The organism is Streptomyces sp. NPDC041814, assembly GCF_055590565.1.
The window spans coordinates 114,727-131,962 of the sequence record NZ_JBVJAM010000009.1 but is presented as its reverse complement, the minus strand read 5'-3'; the positions used below and the strand labels follow the sequence as shown (position 1 = coordinate 131,962).

Sequence of the window (17,236 nt, the reverse complement as noted above, 5' to 3'; positions counted from 1 at the left end):
CGCGATTCCTCAGGAATCGCGGGCCTGTGTCGTTGTGCGGGCGCCTTCCGTGCGGCCGGCCAGGCCGTACCAGAACGCGGCCTCCTCGTGGGCGCCCTCCGCGTCCGCCACGTCGCCCAGCAGCGCGAGCAGCGCGGGCGGGAGCGGGTGCGGGGCGGGCGGGAGCGGGTGCGGGGCGGCCGGGGCGGGCAGGGTGAGCGTCGGGCGGTCGTGGCCCGGGGGCGGGGTGTCGTCGTCCATGGCCGTCTCCTCGTCCGGGGCCCCGTCTTCGAGGGCGTCGTCCACCAGGGGCCGGTAGATCTCCAGGGCGCGCTCCCGTCGTCCCGCGCTGAGCAGCAGTTCCGCGTACGTCTGGCGGGCGCCGGTCTCCGTGTCGACGTCGCCCTCGGCGCACTCGATGGCCGCTTCCAGCCAGGGGTACGCCTCCTCCGGACGGTTGTCCGCCGCCAGCACCCGGCCGAGCAGCAGCAGGGCCTGGGGGCGGTGCTCGGTGTCGTCGGAGCGGGCCAGCGGCAGCAGGACCTCCTCGGCCTCGGGGAGCAGGCCCAGGCGGAAGAGGGTGCTGCCGAGGTAGCGGCGGGCGAGCGGTTCGGTCTCCGGGTCGCCCGCGGCGAGGGCGTCCGTCAGGAGTTCGCGGGCCCGGTCCAGGTCGTTGACCGAGCGCCGGACGACGCCGAGGAGGGCGCCGATGCGGGGCGCGGTGTCCGGGCCGGCCAGCTCCAGGGCCGCTTCGAGCAGTTCGCCCGCCGTCTGGACCTCGCCGGTCTCCAGCAGGTATTCGCCGGCGCCGAGGTAGCCCGCGACGATGGCCTCCGCGTCGCCGGAGTCCTCCACCCTGACCAGGAGCGCCTGCGCGGCGTCCGGGTCGCGGTGCAGCAGCCGGACCGCGAGCCAGGCCCGGGCGACCTCGGTGACCTGGGAGGGTTCGCCGTCGACCACCGTGCGCACCAGGGCCTCGGCGGCCTCGTCCTCGCCGTCGGCGGCCAGGCACTTGGCGAGGTGGAAGCGGGCGAACTGGGAGGCGGCGCCCACGTCGGCGTCGGCGGCGGCGCGCAGCTGCTCGCGGCCCTCCTCCGGGCGGTCGTTGCCGAGGTGGACCACGCCGAGGACGCCGCGGGCCCATGCCTCGGCGCCCGGGTCGTCCGAGGCGGCGACCACCAGAAGGAGCCGTTCGGCCTCCTCGAAGTCGCCGTGGTCGGCGAGCATGACGGCCAGGTCCATGCGGGCGATCAGCGACCACTGGGCGTGGCCGGTGCCGATGGCGAGGCGGTAGAAGTGCTCGGCCTCCTCGAAGCGGCCCTCGCGCACGAAGAGGTCGCCGAGGAGGTCGGCCGCGCGGGGCCCCTGGTGGGGGTGGCCGGACGCGATGACCTCGGTGAGGAGTTCCGCGGCCGCCTCCGCGCTGTCGCCGTCGCCCCGGGCCGCCTGGAGCAGGGCGAGTTCGATCCGGACGACCTGGGCCCAGTCGCGGTGTCCGGAGGCGACCGCGAGGCCGTACGCCTGCTCGGCCTCCTCGATGCGGCCCTCCCGGACGAGGAGGTCGCCGAGCGCGGCGGCGGCGAGCGGGGAGAGGCCGGGGTGGCGGGCCTCGATGACGGTGTCGAGCAGCCCGGCGGGCCGGTCCAGGCCCTCACCGCTCCCGGCGAGCATCAGGGCCAGCTCGACCCGGGCCATGCCGCCCCACTCCGGGTGGCCGGTGGCGATGGCCCGCTCGAAGAACTCCTCGGCGGAGATCAGGTCGCCGTCGTTCGCGTACCACTCGGCGAGGCCGCAGAGCGCGCGCGGGCCCTGGGCCGGGTGGCCGGACGCGGCGGCCTCGCGGAGCAGGTCCATCCCCTGCTCGATGAGCCCGCGCGGGCGCAGGGACACGGCGAGCAGGATCTTGGCGTACGGGATGAGGAGCGGGTTGCCCGAGGCGATCAGGGCCCGCAGGACCTCTCCCGCCTCCTCGTTGCGTCCCCGGACGATCAGCAGCTCGCCGAGGCCCACCTGCGCCCGGGGCACGGCGTGGACGCGTCCGCCGGCCAGCGCGGAGCGCAGCAGTTCCTCGGCGCGGTCGACGTCGCCCTGGCTGACCAGCAGGGAGCCGAGGCTGGCCTGGGCGACCGAGGCGACCTGGCCCGCCATGGACTCGCCGACCGCGCGGGAGAGCGACCAGGGCTGCTCGACGGGTTCGGTCCGCCCGGCCGGGGCTCCGCCGGCCCGCATGGTGCCCTTGCCCTGGCCGCTGCCGGGGCGCTGTCCCGTACGCGCTCCGGCGGCGTCGCCGTCGGAGCCGCTGAGGACGCTCACCAGGCGGGCCTGGGCAAGCGGGGCGGCCTCGGTGTCGCCCGCCGCGACGATCGCCTCCAGCATGCGTTCGGCGCGGTCCTCCTCGCCGTCCGCGAAGAGCAGGGTGGCCAGGCCGACCTGGGCGACCTGGGAGAGCTGCGGGTCCCGGGCGGCGACGGCGCTCTCCAGGAGCCCGCGTGAGCGGTCGCGGTCCCCGTACATCATGAGCAGTTCGGCCAGGACGGTCTGGGCGAGCGGGACGACGCTGTCCACGGCGGATTCCGCGGCGCGTTCCAGGAGCCGGGCGGCCGCGTCGAAGTCGGCGAGGTAGAGGTGCATCTCGCCGAGCATGAGCGCGGCCCAGGCGGCGCTGTCGCGGTCGTCGGTGCCGTCCGCGATGCGTTCCAGGAGCCGTTCGGCGATCGCGGCCTCGCCCCGGACGAGCGCGGTGTAGGCGCTGGGGAGGAGTGCGGCGGCGGGGCGGCGGTCGGCGAGGTATTGCCAGGCGAACCACGGGACCGGGGCGGACGGGTCGTCGTCGCGGCTGTCGAGGTACTCCGACAGGTACGGCGTGCCGGTGTAGCCGCCGGGTCCGGGGGCGCGGTGGACGAGTGCGATCGTGCCCGCCACCGGTTCGCGGGCCCAGGCCAGGGCGGTGCGGAACGTGGTGTCGTCGGGGTCGAGCGCGGGGTGGTGCTCGGCGAGGTAGCCGGCGAAGAGCTCGCGCAGGACGGCGTCCGGGACCGGGTCGGTGACGCCCATGCGCATCCAGTCGGCGGCGGCCCTGGCGAGGGCCCAGCCGGCCGGGCAGCTCTCGGCCCCGTCGGTGTAGCGGCGTTCCAGGCTGGGGGCGGCGACCATGAGTTCGCCGATGCCCCGGGCCGCGAAGTCCTCGCCCGGGTACATCGCGCGGGCCGCCTCGGCGTCCTGGGGGCCGAGCAGGGTGGGCAGTTCGACGGTGCTCGCCTTGTCGATGACGGTGCGGGCGATGCGGCCGACGTCGTTCTCCATGGCGGTCAGCGCGGCCCGCTGCTTGGCGGGGATGGTCGCGACGATCGTCACGGCGGGCCGCCTGCGGGCCAGCCGGTCCAGGATCTGGAGGTCGAGGCCGCCGGGGTGGAGGTAGCGGTGCAGGTCGTCGAGCCAGAGCACCACACGGTCGGAGCCGGTGGGCAGGCTGAGCCGGCTGAGGTCGTCCAGCGTCCGGCGGGCCGAGTCGCCGGGGCGCGGCACCACGAGCCGGGCGTCCGGCACGGCCCGGACCAGCGCCTCGTACAGGGTGCGGGACTTGCCCGCCTTGGAGCGCCCGGCGAGCAGCACGAACCGGCGGGTGGTGAGGAGTCCGGCGAGCCGGTCGTCCTGGGGGCTGCGCCGGACGTAGGGGGCGCGGGCTGAGCCGCCCCGGTCCGGGTCGCTGTACTTGGAGCGGCAGACGCCGATGTCGTACGGGTCCACCTCGTCCACCCTCGGGATGCGGCCGTCCTCGGTGAGCGGGGTCCAGAGCAGGGCCTCAAGGCGGTCGCGCACCTCGGTCGTCGTCATGTCGCGGACGAGGGGGCCGAGTCCGGGCCAGTAGCGGGCCAGGGCCTCCGCCTTGATCGCGTAGGCGGTGCGCCGGTCGACGGAGGTCACGGAGTCGCGGGCGACGAGCATGCCGACGACGCCCTGGCGGTCGACGTCCCAGACGGGGCCGCCCGAGAACCCCTTCTCCAGGCCCCAGCCGGTGTGCGGGCCCGCCTCCACCTGGATCCACTCGGTCCCGGCGTGGCCGATGATCTCGCCGCGGACCGGGACGCCCCGGCGCTTGTGCTCCTCGGGGTAGCCGTAGGCGCGGAAGCGGTGGTCCCATGTGCCGGGGTCGGTGGTGCGCAGCGGGGCGGGCAGGGCCTCGGGGGGTGCGGGGGCGGCGAGTTCGAGGACGGCGACGTCGCCCGTGCCGTCGCCGGTGTCCGGGTGCCAGCCGCCGGGGACGACCGTCGCGGGCAGGGGGTCGTGCGGGGCGGCGTGCTGGAACTTCACGTGGACGGGCCGGGCGGGCGGCTCGGGGGCGCGTCCCGGGCCCACGACGTGGGCGCAGGTCACGATGTGGCGCGGGGTGACGAGGAATCCGGCGCCCACCGGGTCGCCGTGCTCGGTCCTGCGCACGCTGACCAGCCAGGGCGGGCGTTCCCAGTCCGGCGCCACCGGGTGTCAGTCCGCCTGGGGGCGGTTCCAGGAGACCTTGACCGCGAAGTGCCCCTCGATCGCGGTCTTGGCGATCACCACGCCGGACTCGGCGTTGAACTTCATGCCGAACTCGATCTCGTACGCGTCGGGGCCGAGCGCCCGCACGGACTCCATCACGGAGCGGAGCGCGGGGCGGGTCTGGGCGAGGGCGTCCTCCAGCCGCCGGCCGGCGCGCACGACCTCGCCGGAGTCGCGCGAGATGCGTTCGAGTCCGGGGGCGTCGTCGGGTACCTCGACCTGGAGCGAGGCGCCGTCCGGCCCCTCGAAGGACACCACTTCCGGCATGAAGTCCCCCTGCTTTCGGGTGGGTTGTGGGGCGATCGTATCGGCCGGGACGGGCCCCGCGCGGGGGTTTCGGGTGATGTGATGATGGTGCGGATGTGCACCCGGGGGACGGAGAGGGTCGTGTACGAGGCCACGGAGGAGATCACCGCCGCGCTGTCGGGTGCCGGGGCGGACGAGCCGGAGGCCGAGGTGGCGCTGCGCGTCCTCGGCCTGGCGTTCCGGTGGGCGGGGGCGGCGCTGGGCCGGGTCGACGGCGGTGAGAGCGGTACGCCGGCCCTCTCGGCGCTGTTCGCGCTGGAGGACGCGCTCGTGGAGTCCGGGGCGCTGGCCGGTGCGCTTCCGGGGCTGCTGGAGGCGGCGATGCCGGGCGAGGCGTTCGGCGGCGGTACGGAGGAGCTGATGCGGCGGCTCGCCGCCGTACGCGAACGGGTCCGGGAGGAGCGGGAGCGGACCGACCTCGCGCACGCCGCGCTGGAGAAGCTGGCGGCCGCCGAGGAGGCGCTGCGGGACCGGCTCGCCGAGCACGAGGCGCTGCGCCGCCAGGTGGACGAGCTGCGCAGGCTGGAGCGGCTGGTGCTCGCCCTGGACGCGCTCCAGGAGCAGCAGGAGGTCATCGCGGAGCGGCTGGCCGCGTTGCGCGGGCGGGACGCGGGGGTCGAGGGGACGCTGCGCACCAGCAGCGACGCGCTGGTCCGGCTCTCGGAGGACCGGCTCGCGGCCCTGGCCCCGCGCACCCGTGAGGTCCTGGAGCGGGCCGAGGCGGCGCAGCGCGCGCTGGCCGAGGAGGAGCGGGTGCACGGCGACGCGGCGGCCGACCTGGCGGAGCGGCAGGCCCGTCTTGAGCGCATCCGCGAGGCGCAGGGCGACCGGGTCGCCTCGCTGCGGCGGTACGCGGCGGTCGACCGCGACCTGGCGGGCGCGCTGGCGGCGCCCGGCGGCGCGCCGGAGGGCGTGGTGGCGCCGGAGCACCGGGTGACGCTGGCCGAGGTGGCCGCGGCGACGGAGGAGATGGAGCGGCGGCTGGGCGCGGCGGACGAGGCGCTGGGCCGCGTCCTGGCGGAGCGGGACGCCCGGGACCGGGGCGGGAAGTCGGTGGTGCACCGGACGCCGTGAGGGAGGCCCGCCCTCCTCACAACGGCGCAGCCGGTACGTCCTGCGGCAGGAACTGGGTGAAGGCCCCGGGCTCGGAGCCCTCGCCGGCCCGGGCGAAGCGGGCGGCCAGGCGGGATTCCATGAGTTCCAGGAGCTTGCGGACCGTACGCGCGTTGCCGAAGCCCGCCGGGTCGGCGCGGCGGGTCGCGGCCAGCCACTCCCCCGCGTGGCGGGGCACCTCGGGGTGCAGGGTGTAGCCCTCGGCCGCGGCCATCCGGCGCAGGATCTCCAGAAGGTCGTCCGGGCCGTAGTGCGGGAAGGGGACGCGCTCGGTGAAGCGGGACGGCAGGCCGGAGTTGGCGTTGAGGAAGGTGTCCATCTCGCGGGGGTAGCCGGCGACGATCACGGAGAGGCGGCCGCGCCACTGCTCCATCTCCAGGACCAGGGTGTCGATCGCCTCCTGCCCGTAGCCGCCGCGCACGTCGTGGGCCAGGCTGTACGCCTCGTCGATGAACAGCACCCCGTCCAGGGCGTCCTGCACGGCCTGGCGGACCAGCCGGGCGGTCTCGCCGAGGTAGGCGCCGACCAGGGTGGCCCGGCTCGCCTGCACCACGTGCCCCTTGCGCAGCAGGCCGAGGTCGCGGAAGAGGGTGCCGACGAGCCGGGCGACGGAGGTCTTCCCGGTCCCGGGCGGCCCGGTGAACACCAGGTGCGGGGGTGTCAGCTCGCCGGTGCCGTGGGCCTGGCGCAGTCGCTGCCGGTTGGCGAGGCCGGTCAGCACCTCGCGGACCGGGCCCAGTCCCACGTACGAGTCCAGCTCGGCGAGGAGCCGCGCGGGATCGGGCGCGGGGCGTTGCAGGTAGTCCCGGTAGCGCTCGGGGAGGTCGTCGGGGACGACGGGTTCCTCCACCCGGCTGCGGACCCGGTGGGACCAGCGGGTGAAGACGGCGTCGGCGAGGGTGCGCATCTCGCGGGCGTTGCCGAAGGACTCGTCGCGGGTGCGGTGCATCTCGGTGACGATCCGCAGGATCCGGGACTCCGTCTCGGGGGACGGCCGCGCCCCGCGCTCGCGGAGCCTGCCGAGGGCGATGGCGTGCAGCGCGGTCGGCGGGTAGTCGGGGAAGCGCAGGATGTTGTCCTCGGCGACCCTGCTCCGCAGGCCGGGGTTGGCCTCCAGGAACTCGGTCATCTTGTCCGGGTATCCGGCGACGATCAGGACCAGCCGGCCGCGGTCGTTCTCCATGCGGGTGAGGAGGGTCTGGATGGCCTCGTTGCCGAATCCGTCGCGCTGGTCGCTCAGTCCGTACGCCTCGTCGATGAACAGCACCCCGTCCAGGGCCCGGTCGACGGTGGCGTCGGTGAGCCCGGCCGTCTGGCCGATGTAGCCGGAGACCAGGTCGCTCATCTTCGCCTCGACCAGATGGCCCCGCTCCAGGAGTCCGAGGTCGCGGTAGATCTCGCCGACGAGCCGGGCCACCGTGGTCTTGCCGGTGCCCGGGTTGCCGGTGAACGCGAGGTGCAGGGAGGGCGGTTCGAAGACACCGGCCCGGCCGCCCGCGCGCAGCGCCTCCGCCGTCTCGACCTCGGCCCGCAGCTGCTCGAAGCGGTCCCGCACCACGTCGAGCCCCGGCATGGCCGCCAGCCGGTCCCAGGGGCTGCGGGGGTCGGCCGGCGCGGCCCCGGGGAAGGAGTCGCGCACGGCCGCCGGGCCGAGTACGGCGCCCGGGGTGCCGGCCAGCTGTTCCAGCCACGCCTGCCAGGCGCGTGCGGTGCGGGGGTGGCTGCCCATGGCCTTGACGACGGCGTCCAGTTCCCGCCAGTCCCCGACGCGCAGTCCGGTGCGCAGCCGTACGGCATGGATGAGGCGTTCGACCTCGGCGGCGGGCGGGTGGCCGATCCTGGCGGTGCCGGGGCGGCCCGGGGCGGCGGCCTGCTGCCGGGTCAGGGCTTCCAGGACCGGGTAGGCGTGGCAGGACTCCACGAACCGCGCCACCTCGTCCAGGCCGGACCGGCGGAAGACCATCAGCCACAGGTTGCCGTTGCCGTGGTCGTCGGTCCAGGCGTCCATGGCGCCGGCCAGTTCGCGCTGGGCGCGGTAGTGGAGCAGGGTGCCCTCGGCGTGCGCGAAGACGACGGCCGTACGGTGTTGGCTCTGCGTCAGGTAGCGCTTCAGGGTCATCACGGCGAACGGGTCGCTGACCCCGGGAGCGGGGGCGGGCGCGGGCAGCGGCGTGCTGTCCTCGCGGGGCGCGGGGACAGGAGCGCGGCCGGTGACCCGGAGGCTGCCCATCGGCCCGCGCATGCCCGGCGTACGCATGACGGGGAGCCCCGTGCGGGGGCCGGGCGCGCGGGCGCCGGGGCGGGACAGGTCGCGCGACGCGGTGTCCCGGAAGTAGACGGGGTGGTCGGTGGAGCTGAAGACGATGCGCTCGTAGCCCTCGGCCCGCAGCAGCCGCCACAGCGCCTCCTCCAGCCGGCAGACCTGGTGGGCGGTGTCCACGAAGACGTCGCCGGCGCCCGGGCCGTAGAGGATGGTGAACGGTTCGCCGCCGCGCAGGGCCGCGGGGTCGAGGCGTTCGACGACCGGCGCCGCGGCGGGCCGGGGCGGTTTGTTCAACCGGCTCATCCGCCGCTCCCCGTCCCCCTCCGCCGGGTCTGCTCCCCGCGCTGCCGGTGGCCCTCGATGTCCAGGAAGGCGCGGTCGGGGGTGCCGGGTTCGGCCTCGGGGGCGGCCGGGGCGGCCCGGCCGTCCGCGGCGAGGGCCTGGCGGACGGCCTCGGCGCGGTCGCGCAGCTGGTCCTCGGAGGTGGTGTCGTAGTCGTAGGAGAGGACCCGGACGACCTGTTCGCCGGAGTCGGGGGCGGCCTGGGAGATGTCGAGGACGATCTCGTTGCCGTTCTCGTGGCGCAGCTTGGCGTAGTACGAGCCGCGGGGGTCGGCGTTCTCGTACTCGCCGTCCACGAAGTCGTAGTAGGCGAGCCGGCTCAGGCTGTGGGCCACGGTGTCGGCCAGGTTCACCCGGAGCTGCGAGGCGAGGTGGCGCATGGTCGCGCGGCCCACGGTGTCGCCGAGCTCGTCCTCCAGGCGGGGTGCCTCGCGGTCGCGCAGGCCGAGGAGTTCGTCGGTGCCCGTGGCGTCGTCGCGGGCGCGGGCCAGGGTCTCGGCCGCCTCGGTGCGCAGCCGGTCCCAGTCGCCCTCCGACCAGTAGTCGACGTCCACGGTGTAGTCCGGCAGGACCGCCCCGTCGGGTCCGGTGACGGGTTGTTCGCGGCAGCCCTCGATCGCTCCGGCCACGGTGGCCAGGGCGTCGATGGCCGCCATCTGGGCGGTGCAGCGCTCCAGTTCGCGCTGTTCGGTGTCGGCGCGCAGCTCGCTCAGGGAGTGGCAGGTCTCCTGGACGAGGGCGAGGGCGGCGTCGAACCTGCCCTCGGCGGCGTTCTGTTCGGCGGTGGCGAGCCGGCCGGTGAGGCGGTCCAGCTCGCCGGGTGCGTAGCGCTCGTGGAGCCCGGCCTCGGTGAGGTCGGCGGCCAGGGCGCGGGCGTCGGCGAGCCAGCTGCGTACGGTACGGGCCGCGCGGGTGCGGTCCTCGGTGAGTTCGCCGATCTCCTGGGCCAGCCGGGCGGTCTCGGCGCGGCGTTCGGCGCGTTCCTCGGCGATGGCCCGGCGGGTCCGTTCCTGCTGTTCGGCGAGACGCTGGCGGGTCTCCTCGCGGATCTGCCCCGCGGAGGCGGCGAGCGCCCCGCGCACCTCTGCGGCCTGGTCGCGGAGCCGGCGCGCGGTGTCGGCCTCCAGGCGGCGGGTCTGCTCGCTGAGGCCCTGGACGACCGCTTCGTGGCGCTCCCGGCGTTCCTCGACGCGCGCGAAGACCCGGTCCAGATCCTCGCCGGTCTTCCGGCGGACCTCCTCGATGAGGTCGGGGATGTTGCGCTGGACGTCCTTGAGCTGCTGGGCCTTGCGCTGGATGCGGTACCACTCGGACTCGTCGACCTGGATGCGCTTCCTACCGCTCATCGTGTTCCTGTCCTCTCACGGGGGTCGTGGTGCGGGTGCGGACCGCGTCGACCGCGAGGTCGAAGGCGTCGAGCAGGCCGGGCGGCGGTACGCCGATGAGCAGGGCCTCCGGGCCGTTGACGGCGATCTCGGCGGACCGGGTGCGGTGCTCGAAGTCGTAACCCGTGTCCGCGAGGCGTCCGGTGAGGTGGTGGACGCGCTGGTTGGTGCTGCCGCGCAGACCGCGTCCGTCGTCGAGGGCGGCCACGTACACGCCGTCGACCAGGACGTCCACCTCGGCCAGGAGCGCGGCGACGCCGGGGCCGGGCGGCCGGGCGCGGAGCCGTTCGAGCCGGTGTCCGGTGAAGCAGATCAGCGTCACGTCGCGGATCTCCCGGGCGAGCCGGGCCACTTCGGCGAGGCCGGCCGCCTGGGCCATGGGCTCGCCGCCGGAGAAGGTCAGTCCGGTCACCCGGGCGTCGGCCAGCAGTTCCCCGGCCAGCTCCGCCGGTGCGGCCTGCCGGGCGGGCCGGAAGGGGATCCAGTCGGGGGCCATGCAGCCGGCGCAGCTGAACGGGCAGCCCTGGACCCAGAGCGCGGAGCGCACGCCGGGCCCGAGCGCCTCGGTGCCGACGCGCGTGGCGGCCACGTTGAGGCGGGGGCCGGTCATCCGGGCCATCCGGGGGCGGGGGCGTGGCCGGGCGCTTCCAGGTAGGTGAAGGAGACCCCGCTGACGACGACTTCGGCGCCGGGCGCGCAGACCGCGCCGCTCTCGCGGGCGGCGGTGCCGTCGGGCGAGAACCGGATGCGCAGATCGGTGCGGGGGCCCTCGCGGGTGGATCTGCGCCTGCCGTGCACGGTGCCCCGGCCGCCGGCGGAGGCGGGGCGCAGCGTCATCCGGCGGCCGCGCAGTTCGATGCGCTCGGGCAGCGGCCCGCCGAAGGGGGTGGCCAGCAGGAGCACGCCCCGCAGCGGTGGCCGGTTGACGCGCCGCCAGCCCAGCCATCCGGCGAGGACGAGGACGACGAGCCCGGCGGCCAGGGCGGGCAGGAACGCGGTGGAGCCGACGTCGGCCCGCAGCGGCAGGTCCGTGCGCGGGAGGCGTATCGCCGTCGGGGTCCTGAGCTGGATGTCGGGGGCGAGGGGCCGCTGCCAGGTGGAGGTGACCTTGCCCGCCAGGTGGAAGGTGGCGCGGGCGTTCTCGGTGTGGCGGTAGGGCAGGGCGCCGCCGGAGAGCCGGCCGCGCAGCCGGAGGGTGTACGTCTTCGACTCGCCCGGTTCCAGGGTGAGCCGGGCGGGCAGTCCGCCGACGGCCAGGCCCGGGCCGGTGACGGAGGCGCGCAGCCCGGTGACGGTCAGGGGGACGTGGGTGGTGGCCGAGCGCAGGGTGAGCTTCTTGGTGGCGGAGCCGTCGCCGAGGTCGAGCGCGTCGCCGTCCTGCCAGGTGGCGGTGACGCCCTTGCCGGTGTCGGGGGCGAGGAGGCGCGCGGCCTTGCGGGCCCGGGTGCGGTCGCCGGCCCGGGCCAGGTAGGCGCCGAGGTCCTGGATGCCGTCCGGGCGCAGGACGGTGGTGTCGGGGACGACGTTCGCGAGGAGGCCGGCGCCGGTCGCGCCGCCGCCGAGGGGGATGGCGTATCCGGCGAGTTCGGTGCGTCCGGCGACTCCCTTCGCCCGCTTCGCGAGGGCGTCCCAGGCGGGGCCGGACGCCTTGGGGTAGCGGGAGTGTGCGGCGGGGCGGTGCTCGCCGTCGGTGAGCAGGACGACCGAGGCCACCGGGGACGCGTCGTCGCGGGCCACCTCCTTCAGGGCGGCGTCCAGTGCGGCACCGATGTCGGTGTCGCCGTCCTTGGTGGGCGCGCCCGGGAGCGAGGCGATGATCTTCGAGGTGTCGCCGGCCGGGCCGACGTACCGCGCCTCGGTGCGGGAGTCGAACGTGAAGAGCGCGACGTGGTCCTCGCGGGTGAGCCCGTCCAGGAAGGGGCGCAGCGTCGCGCGGACGGTGTCGTACCGGCCCTCCTTGGCCATGGAGCCGGAGGTGTCCACGAGGATCGCGTAGTCGGCCGGTTCCCGGTCCAGTTCGAGTGCCCGGTATATCCCGGCGCGGGTGGGGTCCGGGGCGGCGGGGGCGGCCTCGGCGGCGGCCGGGAGCGCGGCGAGGAGCGCGGCGGTGAGCAGCGCGGCGCAGCGCCGGAGCGAGCGCGCGGGGGCGGTGTGGTTCACGGGCCCACTTCCTTGGTGTCGGTGCCGATGTCGGCCGGCAGGGTGCCCAGCGGGAACGCTCCGGGCGGTCCGGCGCCGAGGGGGTGCAGGACCAGCGCCGCGGTCCCGTCGACGGCGAGCCGGACGCCCACGTGGAAGCGGTCCGTCTCGCCGCCGCCGGGCAGGGTGAGGGGGCCGAGCGGTGCCCCGGCGCCGCTCGCGGGGTCGGTGACCCGCACCCGCACCGGGCGGCCCGGCGCGGTGCGGACTCCGACGCGCCGCCCGTCGGCCTCGGCGTAGACGGGCGGTCCGCCGGGTTCGAGCGTCCCGGCGGCGCTGATCAGCAGCTCCCGGGCCGTGGGCCGGCCGGCCTCGGTGCGGTGGGCACCGATCCACAGCTCGTACGGGTAGCGGTCGGCCGGGTCGACGCGGCCGGCGGCGACGAGGGCGGCGCCGAGGACCGCCGCGTGGGCCGGGTCGGTGCCGTCCGGGAGTGCGGTGAGCGGGTGGCCGGCGGCGTCCAGGCGCGTCCGCAGGGGGCCGAAGCGGGCGACGCCGCCGGTCGGGGCGAGCTGGGCGGTCCGGCCCGGGCCGCCCAGCGCCTCGGCGAGCGCCCGGTCCAGGCCGTCGGTGAGCAGCGGCAGCGCGGCGCGGACGGTGTGGGCGGTGACGGGGCGGCCCGCGACGTGGTGGACGGCGGTGGTCTCGTAGCGTGCGGGGTCGCGGTCGGCCCGGTCCAGGACGAGGGCGAGGCGGCGGCCGGCGCCCGGCTCGGCCCTGACCGCGGCCAGGGCGCGGCGGGTGTCGTCGTCGGGGGTGAGCCCGGACCGGGTGAGGAGGGCCGCGTCGAAGGCCGCGCCGTAGCCGTCGTCGGGGGCGTGCCGGGCGGCGGCGACGACGGCCACCGCGCCGGGGGTCACGGTGCACACGGACACCTCGGCGGCCGCCGCGCCGAGGTCGCACACCGCGTACCGGCCGGGCGTGAGGGGGCCGGTGTGCCGGAGCAGCGCGAGCACCGCGTGCGGGGTGGCGAGGGTGCGTACGTCGGGGGCCGGTCCCCGGGTGTGCGGAATCGTGAGGGCGTCGGCGGCGCGGCGCGCGTGACCGGCCCGGTCGTGCTGCGGGACGACGACGAGCAGCCGGGCCGGGGCGTCGTGGTGCCGGAGGTAGGCGTCGTAAGCGGCGCGCAGGGCGGCGGCCCGGTCGCCGCGCGCCGCCTCGGGCACGGGCAGGCCCTCGCCGGGCACCGCGCCCGGCAGGTCGACCGGTTCGGGGCCGCCGCCGGGTGCGACGCGGGCGAGGCGGGCGTACCGCGATCCGGCGTCGATCGCGAGTGCCGTCATCCGTCCCCCCGTTTCTTGAACCGGAACCCCCACCGGGGTGAGCGCTCCTCCTCGTACGAGGAGGCGGGCGGGTAGGCGGGGTGGCCGTCGGGGGTCCGGGGCGGGGCACCCTGGTGGCCGCCGGGGACCGGGGCCTGCGGCGGGGCGGCCGAGGGCGGGGCCGTGGGCGGGAAGGGGCGGTGGTGGTAGGGGCCGGGGGGCTGGGCGGTGCGCGCGGGGGCGGTGAGGGCGCCGATGATCCTGCGGTGGCGCACCTCCTCGTGGTTGCTGTAGCGGACGAGCCGGGCGCACAGTTCGCCGTAGCGGGCGTCGCGGCCCAGTGCCTCGTACACGGCGAGGCCGATGCCGGGCTGCCGCCGGTCGAGTTCCGTGGTGAGCGCGTATCCGAAGGCGGAGCCGCGGTCCCCGATGAGGTGGGCGATCTCGTCCAGCAGGCGGCCGGTGACCGACCGGTGCGGGCAGCCGCTGATGATGATCCCGGCCAGTTCGTCCAGCTCCACCTGGGCGTTGACGGCCAGCCGGAGCCGCCGGACCGCCCGGAGCCAGCCGAGCCCGGAGCGTTCCAGGCCCTCGACGAGCTCGGTGGGGAGGTCGAGGTCGAGCCAGTGGGCGTAGTCCGCGGCCATCAGCCGCCGGGCCAGGCCCTCGCCCACGGTGGTTTCGATGCTGGGCCGCTGTCTCATCCACCGGGTGAGGACGGGCCAGCCGTGCACGGGGTCCGGCCGGTCCCCGAGGAGGGCCGCGATGACGTCGTCGCGCAGCGCGGGGTCGCCGTCGGTGCGGGCGACGAGCGTGTCGGCGTACCGTTCGAGGGCGGGGGGCCCGTCGGTGATGCCGCGCAGCCGGGGCAGGCCGCCCTCCGGGCGGAAGCCGGGGTCCGCCGCCCGGCCGGTGAGCCGGAGCAGGTCCGCGTCGGCGGCGGCGCCCGGCGGCAGCCCCGGCGCTCCGGGGCGGGCCAGGTCGTCGAGGAGCGCGAGGAGTTCGGCCTGCCGCCCGGCGCGCAGGACTCCCCGCAGGACGGGCCAGAGCGGGCCGATGACACCCGGCTGCCCGTGGTCGCGGGCGGTCTCCAGGGCGATGCGCCAGGCTTCCTCGTTGTCCCCGACGAACGCGGTGGCGTCGGCCTCGGTCGCGCCGCCGCCCGCGTGGTGGCCGGTGAGCGCGCCGGCGAAGCGCAGCCAGCCGGGGACCGGTCCCGTGCCGGGGGCGGCGGCGAGGGTCAGCAGCCGGTCCAGGGGACGCAGATCGCGGGCGTGGTTGGTGAACAGGCCGCGCACCCAGGCGAGTCCGGCCTCCGGTGCGGCCAGCAGGACCTGGTCGGTGGCCTCGGTGGCGTAGCCGTACTCCCGTTCCACCATGTAGGCGAGCTGTCCGGCCCAGACGGGGTCGTAGCCGGGGGCGGTCGCCAGCGCGGTGAAGAGGCGGCCGAACGCGCCGGGGCGGCTGCTCCCTTCCAGGGAGTGCGTGAGGCTCAGGTACTTCCTGGCCAGGGCGAAGGTCTCCTTGGACGCCGGCTGCGCGAGGACGTCGGCGGCGAGCAGGTCCGGGACCCGCGGGGTCCAGTGCCGGGCCAGGAGCGCGGAGGCGGCTCCGTCGTCGGGGCGCACGGCGGTGCGGGCGAGGAAGGAGACCAGCTCCCGCTGCCATCGCTCGTCCAGGGTGTCCAGGGTGTGCAGGGCGAGCAGCCGCCCCACCTCCTCGGTCTGGCCCCTGCCCTGCCGGACGGCTTCGAGGACGGAGTCGAGGAGGTCCAGTTCGCGCAGGACGCGGACGGCGTCGGCGCCTTCGCGCAGCGGGAGGGGGGTGGTGGCGGCGAGGAGGTGGGCGACGACGTCGGCGGTGGACTCCCGCTTGGCGCGTACCCGGGAGAGCTCGGCGAGGTAGGCGCGGGCGGTGTCGCCGCCCGGGGACGGGGCCCGGCCGGTGGCGAGCGGGATCTCCAGCTGCCCGCTGCGCGCGGACCCGGCGAACACCAGCCGCAGCGCGTGCTCGGTCTTCCCGGCCCAGGTGGCGCCGCTGAGCCAGGTGCGGCAGCCGTACGGCAGCAGGGCGCAGACCGCGTCCAGGACCCGGACCCGCTCGTCGATGCCGGGGAGGGCGGAGCCGCGCGGGGCGGTGAGGACGAGGTGCCGGCCGTCGAGGAGGAGGGCCGCCGTTCCGGCGACCCAGTCGAAGCCCAGGCGGTCGATGGTGTCGGCGAGTTCGGTGGCGGGGGTGCGCTCGGCGTGCAGGACGACTTCCGCGCCGGGCGGGGTCTCGGTGCGGGCGGCGGCCCGGTCGAGGGAGGTCCAGGTCAGCCCGGCCCGGGCGGCCGGACGCCATTCGGTGAGCAGTAGCCGCCAGGTGTAACTGGGCGTGCCGGTGCCGTCCTTGGAGCCGTCCCAGGTGGTGTCGACCACCGCGCAGACCGGCCGGTCCTCGCCGTCGGCGGTGCTGAGGAAGACCCGCCAGGGCAGTTCGCCGTCCGGGTCGCGGCCGTCCGGGGTGCCGGTGGTGGCGGTCCACAGATAGCGCTGGGCCCGGTCCCCGGGGAGGCTGCCGTCCAGCACCTCGTATCCCATGGAGCGGCCCGCCCGCTTGCCGAGGACGGCCCAGTCGGCGGGCAGCGGGACCGCGCCCGGGCCCTCGTTCACCGCTGCCACAGCTTCGAGCCGCCGGACCGGATGCGCTTTTCGAGGTCGATCAGCGGTTCCAGCACGTTGATGGGCACGGGAGAGGTGCAGATGCGCGGGGTGCCGTCCACGACCTCGACGTTCAGGTAGTTGCGGTAGTCGAAGATGTTCTGCGGGTTGAGCCGGAAGCCGATGGCGGAGGTCGCGTAGTACGAGATGCGCGACGGGTGGAAGAAGTTGGACAGGCCGTCGCGCACCAGCCGGGCGCTGGCGCCGCGCACGTCGTCGCACATCCACTGGAAGAAGCGGGCCGCCTGCTCGTCGGGGACGCGCGGCAGCCGGTTGCCCTCCAGGCTCTGCGTCACCCAGCCCGCCTCCACGGCCGGGCGGAACACCTCGGGGTCGTCGAACTTGGTGATGCAGACCGAGACGTGGTGGGGCAGCCGGTTGCGGTGGAGCTTCCCGGCGTCCCGGACCCGGGCGTTGAGCTCGGTGAGCATCGAGTAGAGGAAGTTGAGCCCCTCCCCGGCCCGCTGGCTGTCGAGCAGCGGGTCGAAGAGGTAGATCAGCCCCTGGGAGCGGGCCAGCTGGTCGAGGACCCGGGGCCGCAGGGCGTTGGCCTCGTCGCCCCGGTACGCCTCGCCGGTGACGTCCTGGACCTCCAGGATGAAGCCGGTCTCCCTGTTCCTCCGGAACGGTCCGGCGGCCTGCTGGTCGCCCTGGAAGGACCAGGAGAGGGGCTGGAGGCCCACGGTCGCGTCCGGGAACCGGCGCTGGATCGCCAGCTGGGTGACGCCGTCGTTGAGGAACTCGATGGACTCGGGGTTCATCCCGCCGATGACCCAGTTGGAGCGGCTGTGGCGCTGCTGCTGCATCGCCGCGATGGCCATCGACGCGAGGTAGGTCGTCTTGCCGGAGCGGGGCGCCCCCCACAGCCCGATGCGGACGCGGTCGGCTGCCGGGTTCTCCACACCGGTGGGGGCGACCGGGATCGGCAGGGGTTCGAGATGCCCGTCGACGGAGGGGTACGAGGACGGCTCCGGCCCGTACGCGGGGGTGCCGGGCTGCGGCGGCAGGCTGTTCCAGGGGGCGGTCGTGGCGTCGGGATCGGAGGACGAGGCGGTGTGACCCGGCGGTTCGGAGCGCCCCACCGCGTCCTCGGGGGGCTCGTTGGGGTCGTAGTAGGGATCGGTCATGTGTCTCTCCTCGTACCGGAGC

Annotated in this window: 10 protein-coding genes; 1 reads left to right on the top strand and 9 read right to left on the bottom strand. The window is 76.1% G+C overall.

Translation table 11 applies throughout. The features are described from left to right. Nucleotides 1–9 precede the first annotated feature (9 nt). Nucleotides 10–4,455 carry a tetratricopeptide repeat protein gene (locus ACZ6C6_RS22940; protein ID WP_469205135.1) on the bottom strand — a complete coding sequence of 1,482 codons (4,446 nt, stop codon included), beginning with the start codon at nt 4,453–4,455 and terminating at the stop codon, nt 10–12. Nucleotides 4,456–4,461: 6 nt separating this feature from the next. Beyond that, on the bottom strand, nt 4,462–4,782 hold the full coding sequence (locus tag ACZ6C6_RS22935) for a CU044_2847 family protein (protein WP_018103703.1): 321 nt from the start codon (nt 4,780–4,782) through the stop codon (nt 4,462–4,464). 120 nt (nt 4,783–4,902) lie between these two features. Here ACZ6C6_RS22935 and ACZ6C6_RS22930 point away from each other — a divergent pair, with 120 nt between their 5' ends. Further along, the gene (locus ACZ6C6_RS22930) at nt 4,903–5,895 is read left to right on the top strand and encodes a hypothetical protein (RefSeq protein WP_469205134.1); all 993 of its coding nucleotides are present in this window, start codon (nt 4,903–4,905) and stop codon (nt 5,893–5,895) included. A 16-nt stretch (nt 5,896–5,911) separates the two neighbouring features. Here ACZ6C6_RS22930 and ACZ6C6_RS22925 read toward each other — a convergent pair whose 3' ends face one another. The 7 genes from ACZ6C6_RS22925 to ACZ6C6_RS22895 are packed head-to-tail and all read right to left on the bottom strand — an operon-like array spanning nt 5,912 to nt 17,214. After that, nucleotides 5,912–8,500, bottom strand: a complete 2,589-nt coding sequence (locus tag ACZ6C6_RS22925) for an AAA family ATPase (protein ID WP_469205133.1) — start codon at nt 8,498–8,500, stop codon at nt 5,912–5,914. Then, nucleotides 8,497–9,885, bottom strand: a complete 1,389-nt coding sequence (locus ACZ6C6_RS22920) for a hypothetical protein (RefSeq protein WP_469205132.1) — start codon at nt 9,883–9,885, stop codon at nt 8,497–8,499. The genes ACZ6C6_RS22925 and ACZ6C6_RS22920 overlap by 4 nt, the downstream gene beginning before the upstream one ends. Continuing rightward, nucleotides 9,875–10,534 carry a 4Fe-4S single cluster domain-containing protein gene (locus tag ACZ6C6_RS22915; protein ID WP_469205131.1) on the bottom strand — a complete coding sequence of 220 codons (660 nt, stop codon included), beginning with the start codon at nt 10,532–10,534 and terminating at the stop codon, nt 9,875–9,877. The genes ACZ6C6_RS22920 and ACZ6C6_RS22915 overlap by 11 nt, the downstream gene beginning before the upstream one ends. Further along, nucleotides 10,531–12,084: a vWA domain-containing protein gene (locus tag ACZ6C6_RS22910; RefSeq protein WP_469205130.1), complete on the bottom strand. Its 1,554-nt coding sequence runs from the start codon at nt 12,082–12,084 to the stop codon at nt 10,531–10,533. Before ACZ6C6_RS22910 ends, ACZ6C6_RS22915 begins: the two co-directional genes overlap by 4 nt. Next, the gene (locus ACZ6C6_RS22905; protein ID WP_469205129.1) at nt 12,081–13,406 is read right to left on the bottom strand and encodes a hypothetical protein; all 1,326 of its coding nucleotides are present in this window, start codon (nt 13,404–13,406) and stop codon (nt 12,081–12,083) included. Before ACZ6C6_RS22905 ends, ACZ6C6_RS22910 begins: the two co-directional genes overlap by 4 nt. Further along, on the bottom strand, nt 13,403–16,048 hold the full coding sequence (locus ACZ6C6_RS22900; protein WP_469205128.1) for a hypothetical protein: 2,646 nt from the start codon (nt 16,046–16,048) through the stop codon (nt 13,403–13,405). Before ACZ6C6_RS22900 ends, ACZ6C6_RS22905 begins: the two co-directional genes overlap by 4 nt. After that, a complete protein-coding gene (locus ACZ6C6_RS22895; RefSeq protein WP_469205127.1) occupies nt 16,036–17,214 on the bottom strand; it encodes a hypothetical protein in 1,179 nt (392 codons plus the stop codon). The genes ACZ6C6_RS22900 and ACZ6C6_RS22895 overlap by 13 nt, the downstream gene beginning before the upstream one ends. Nucleotides 17,215–17,236 lie beyond the last annotated feature (22 nt).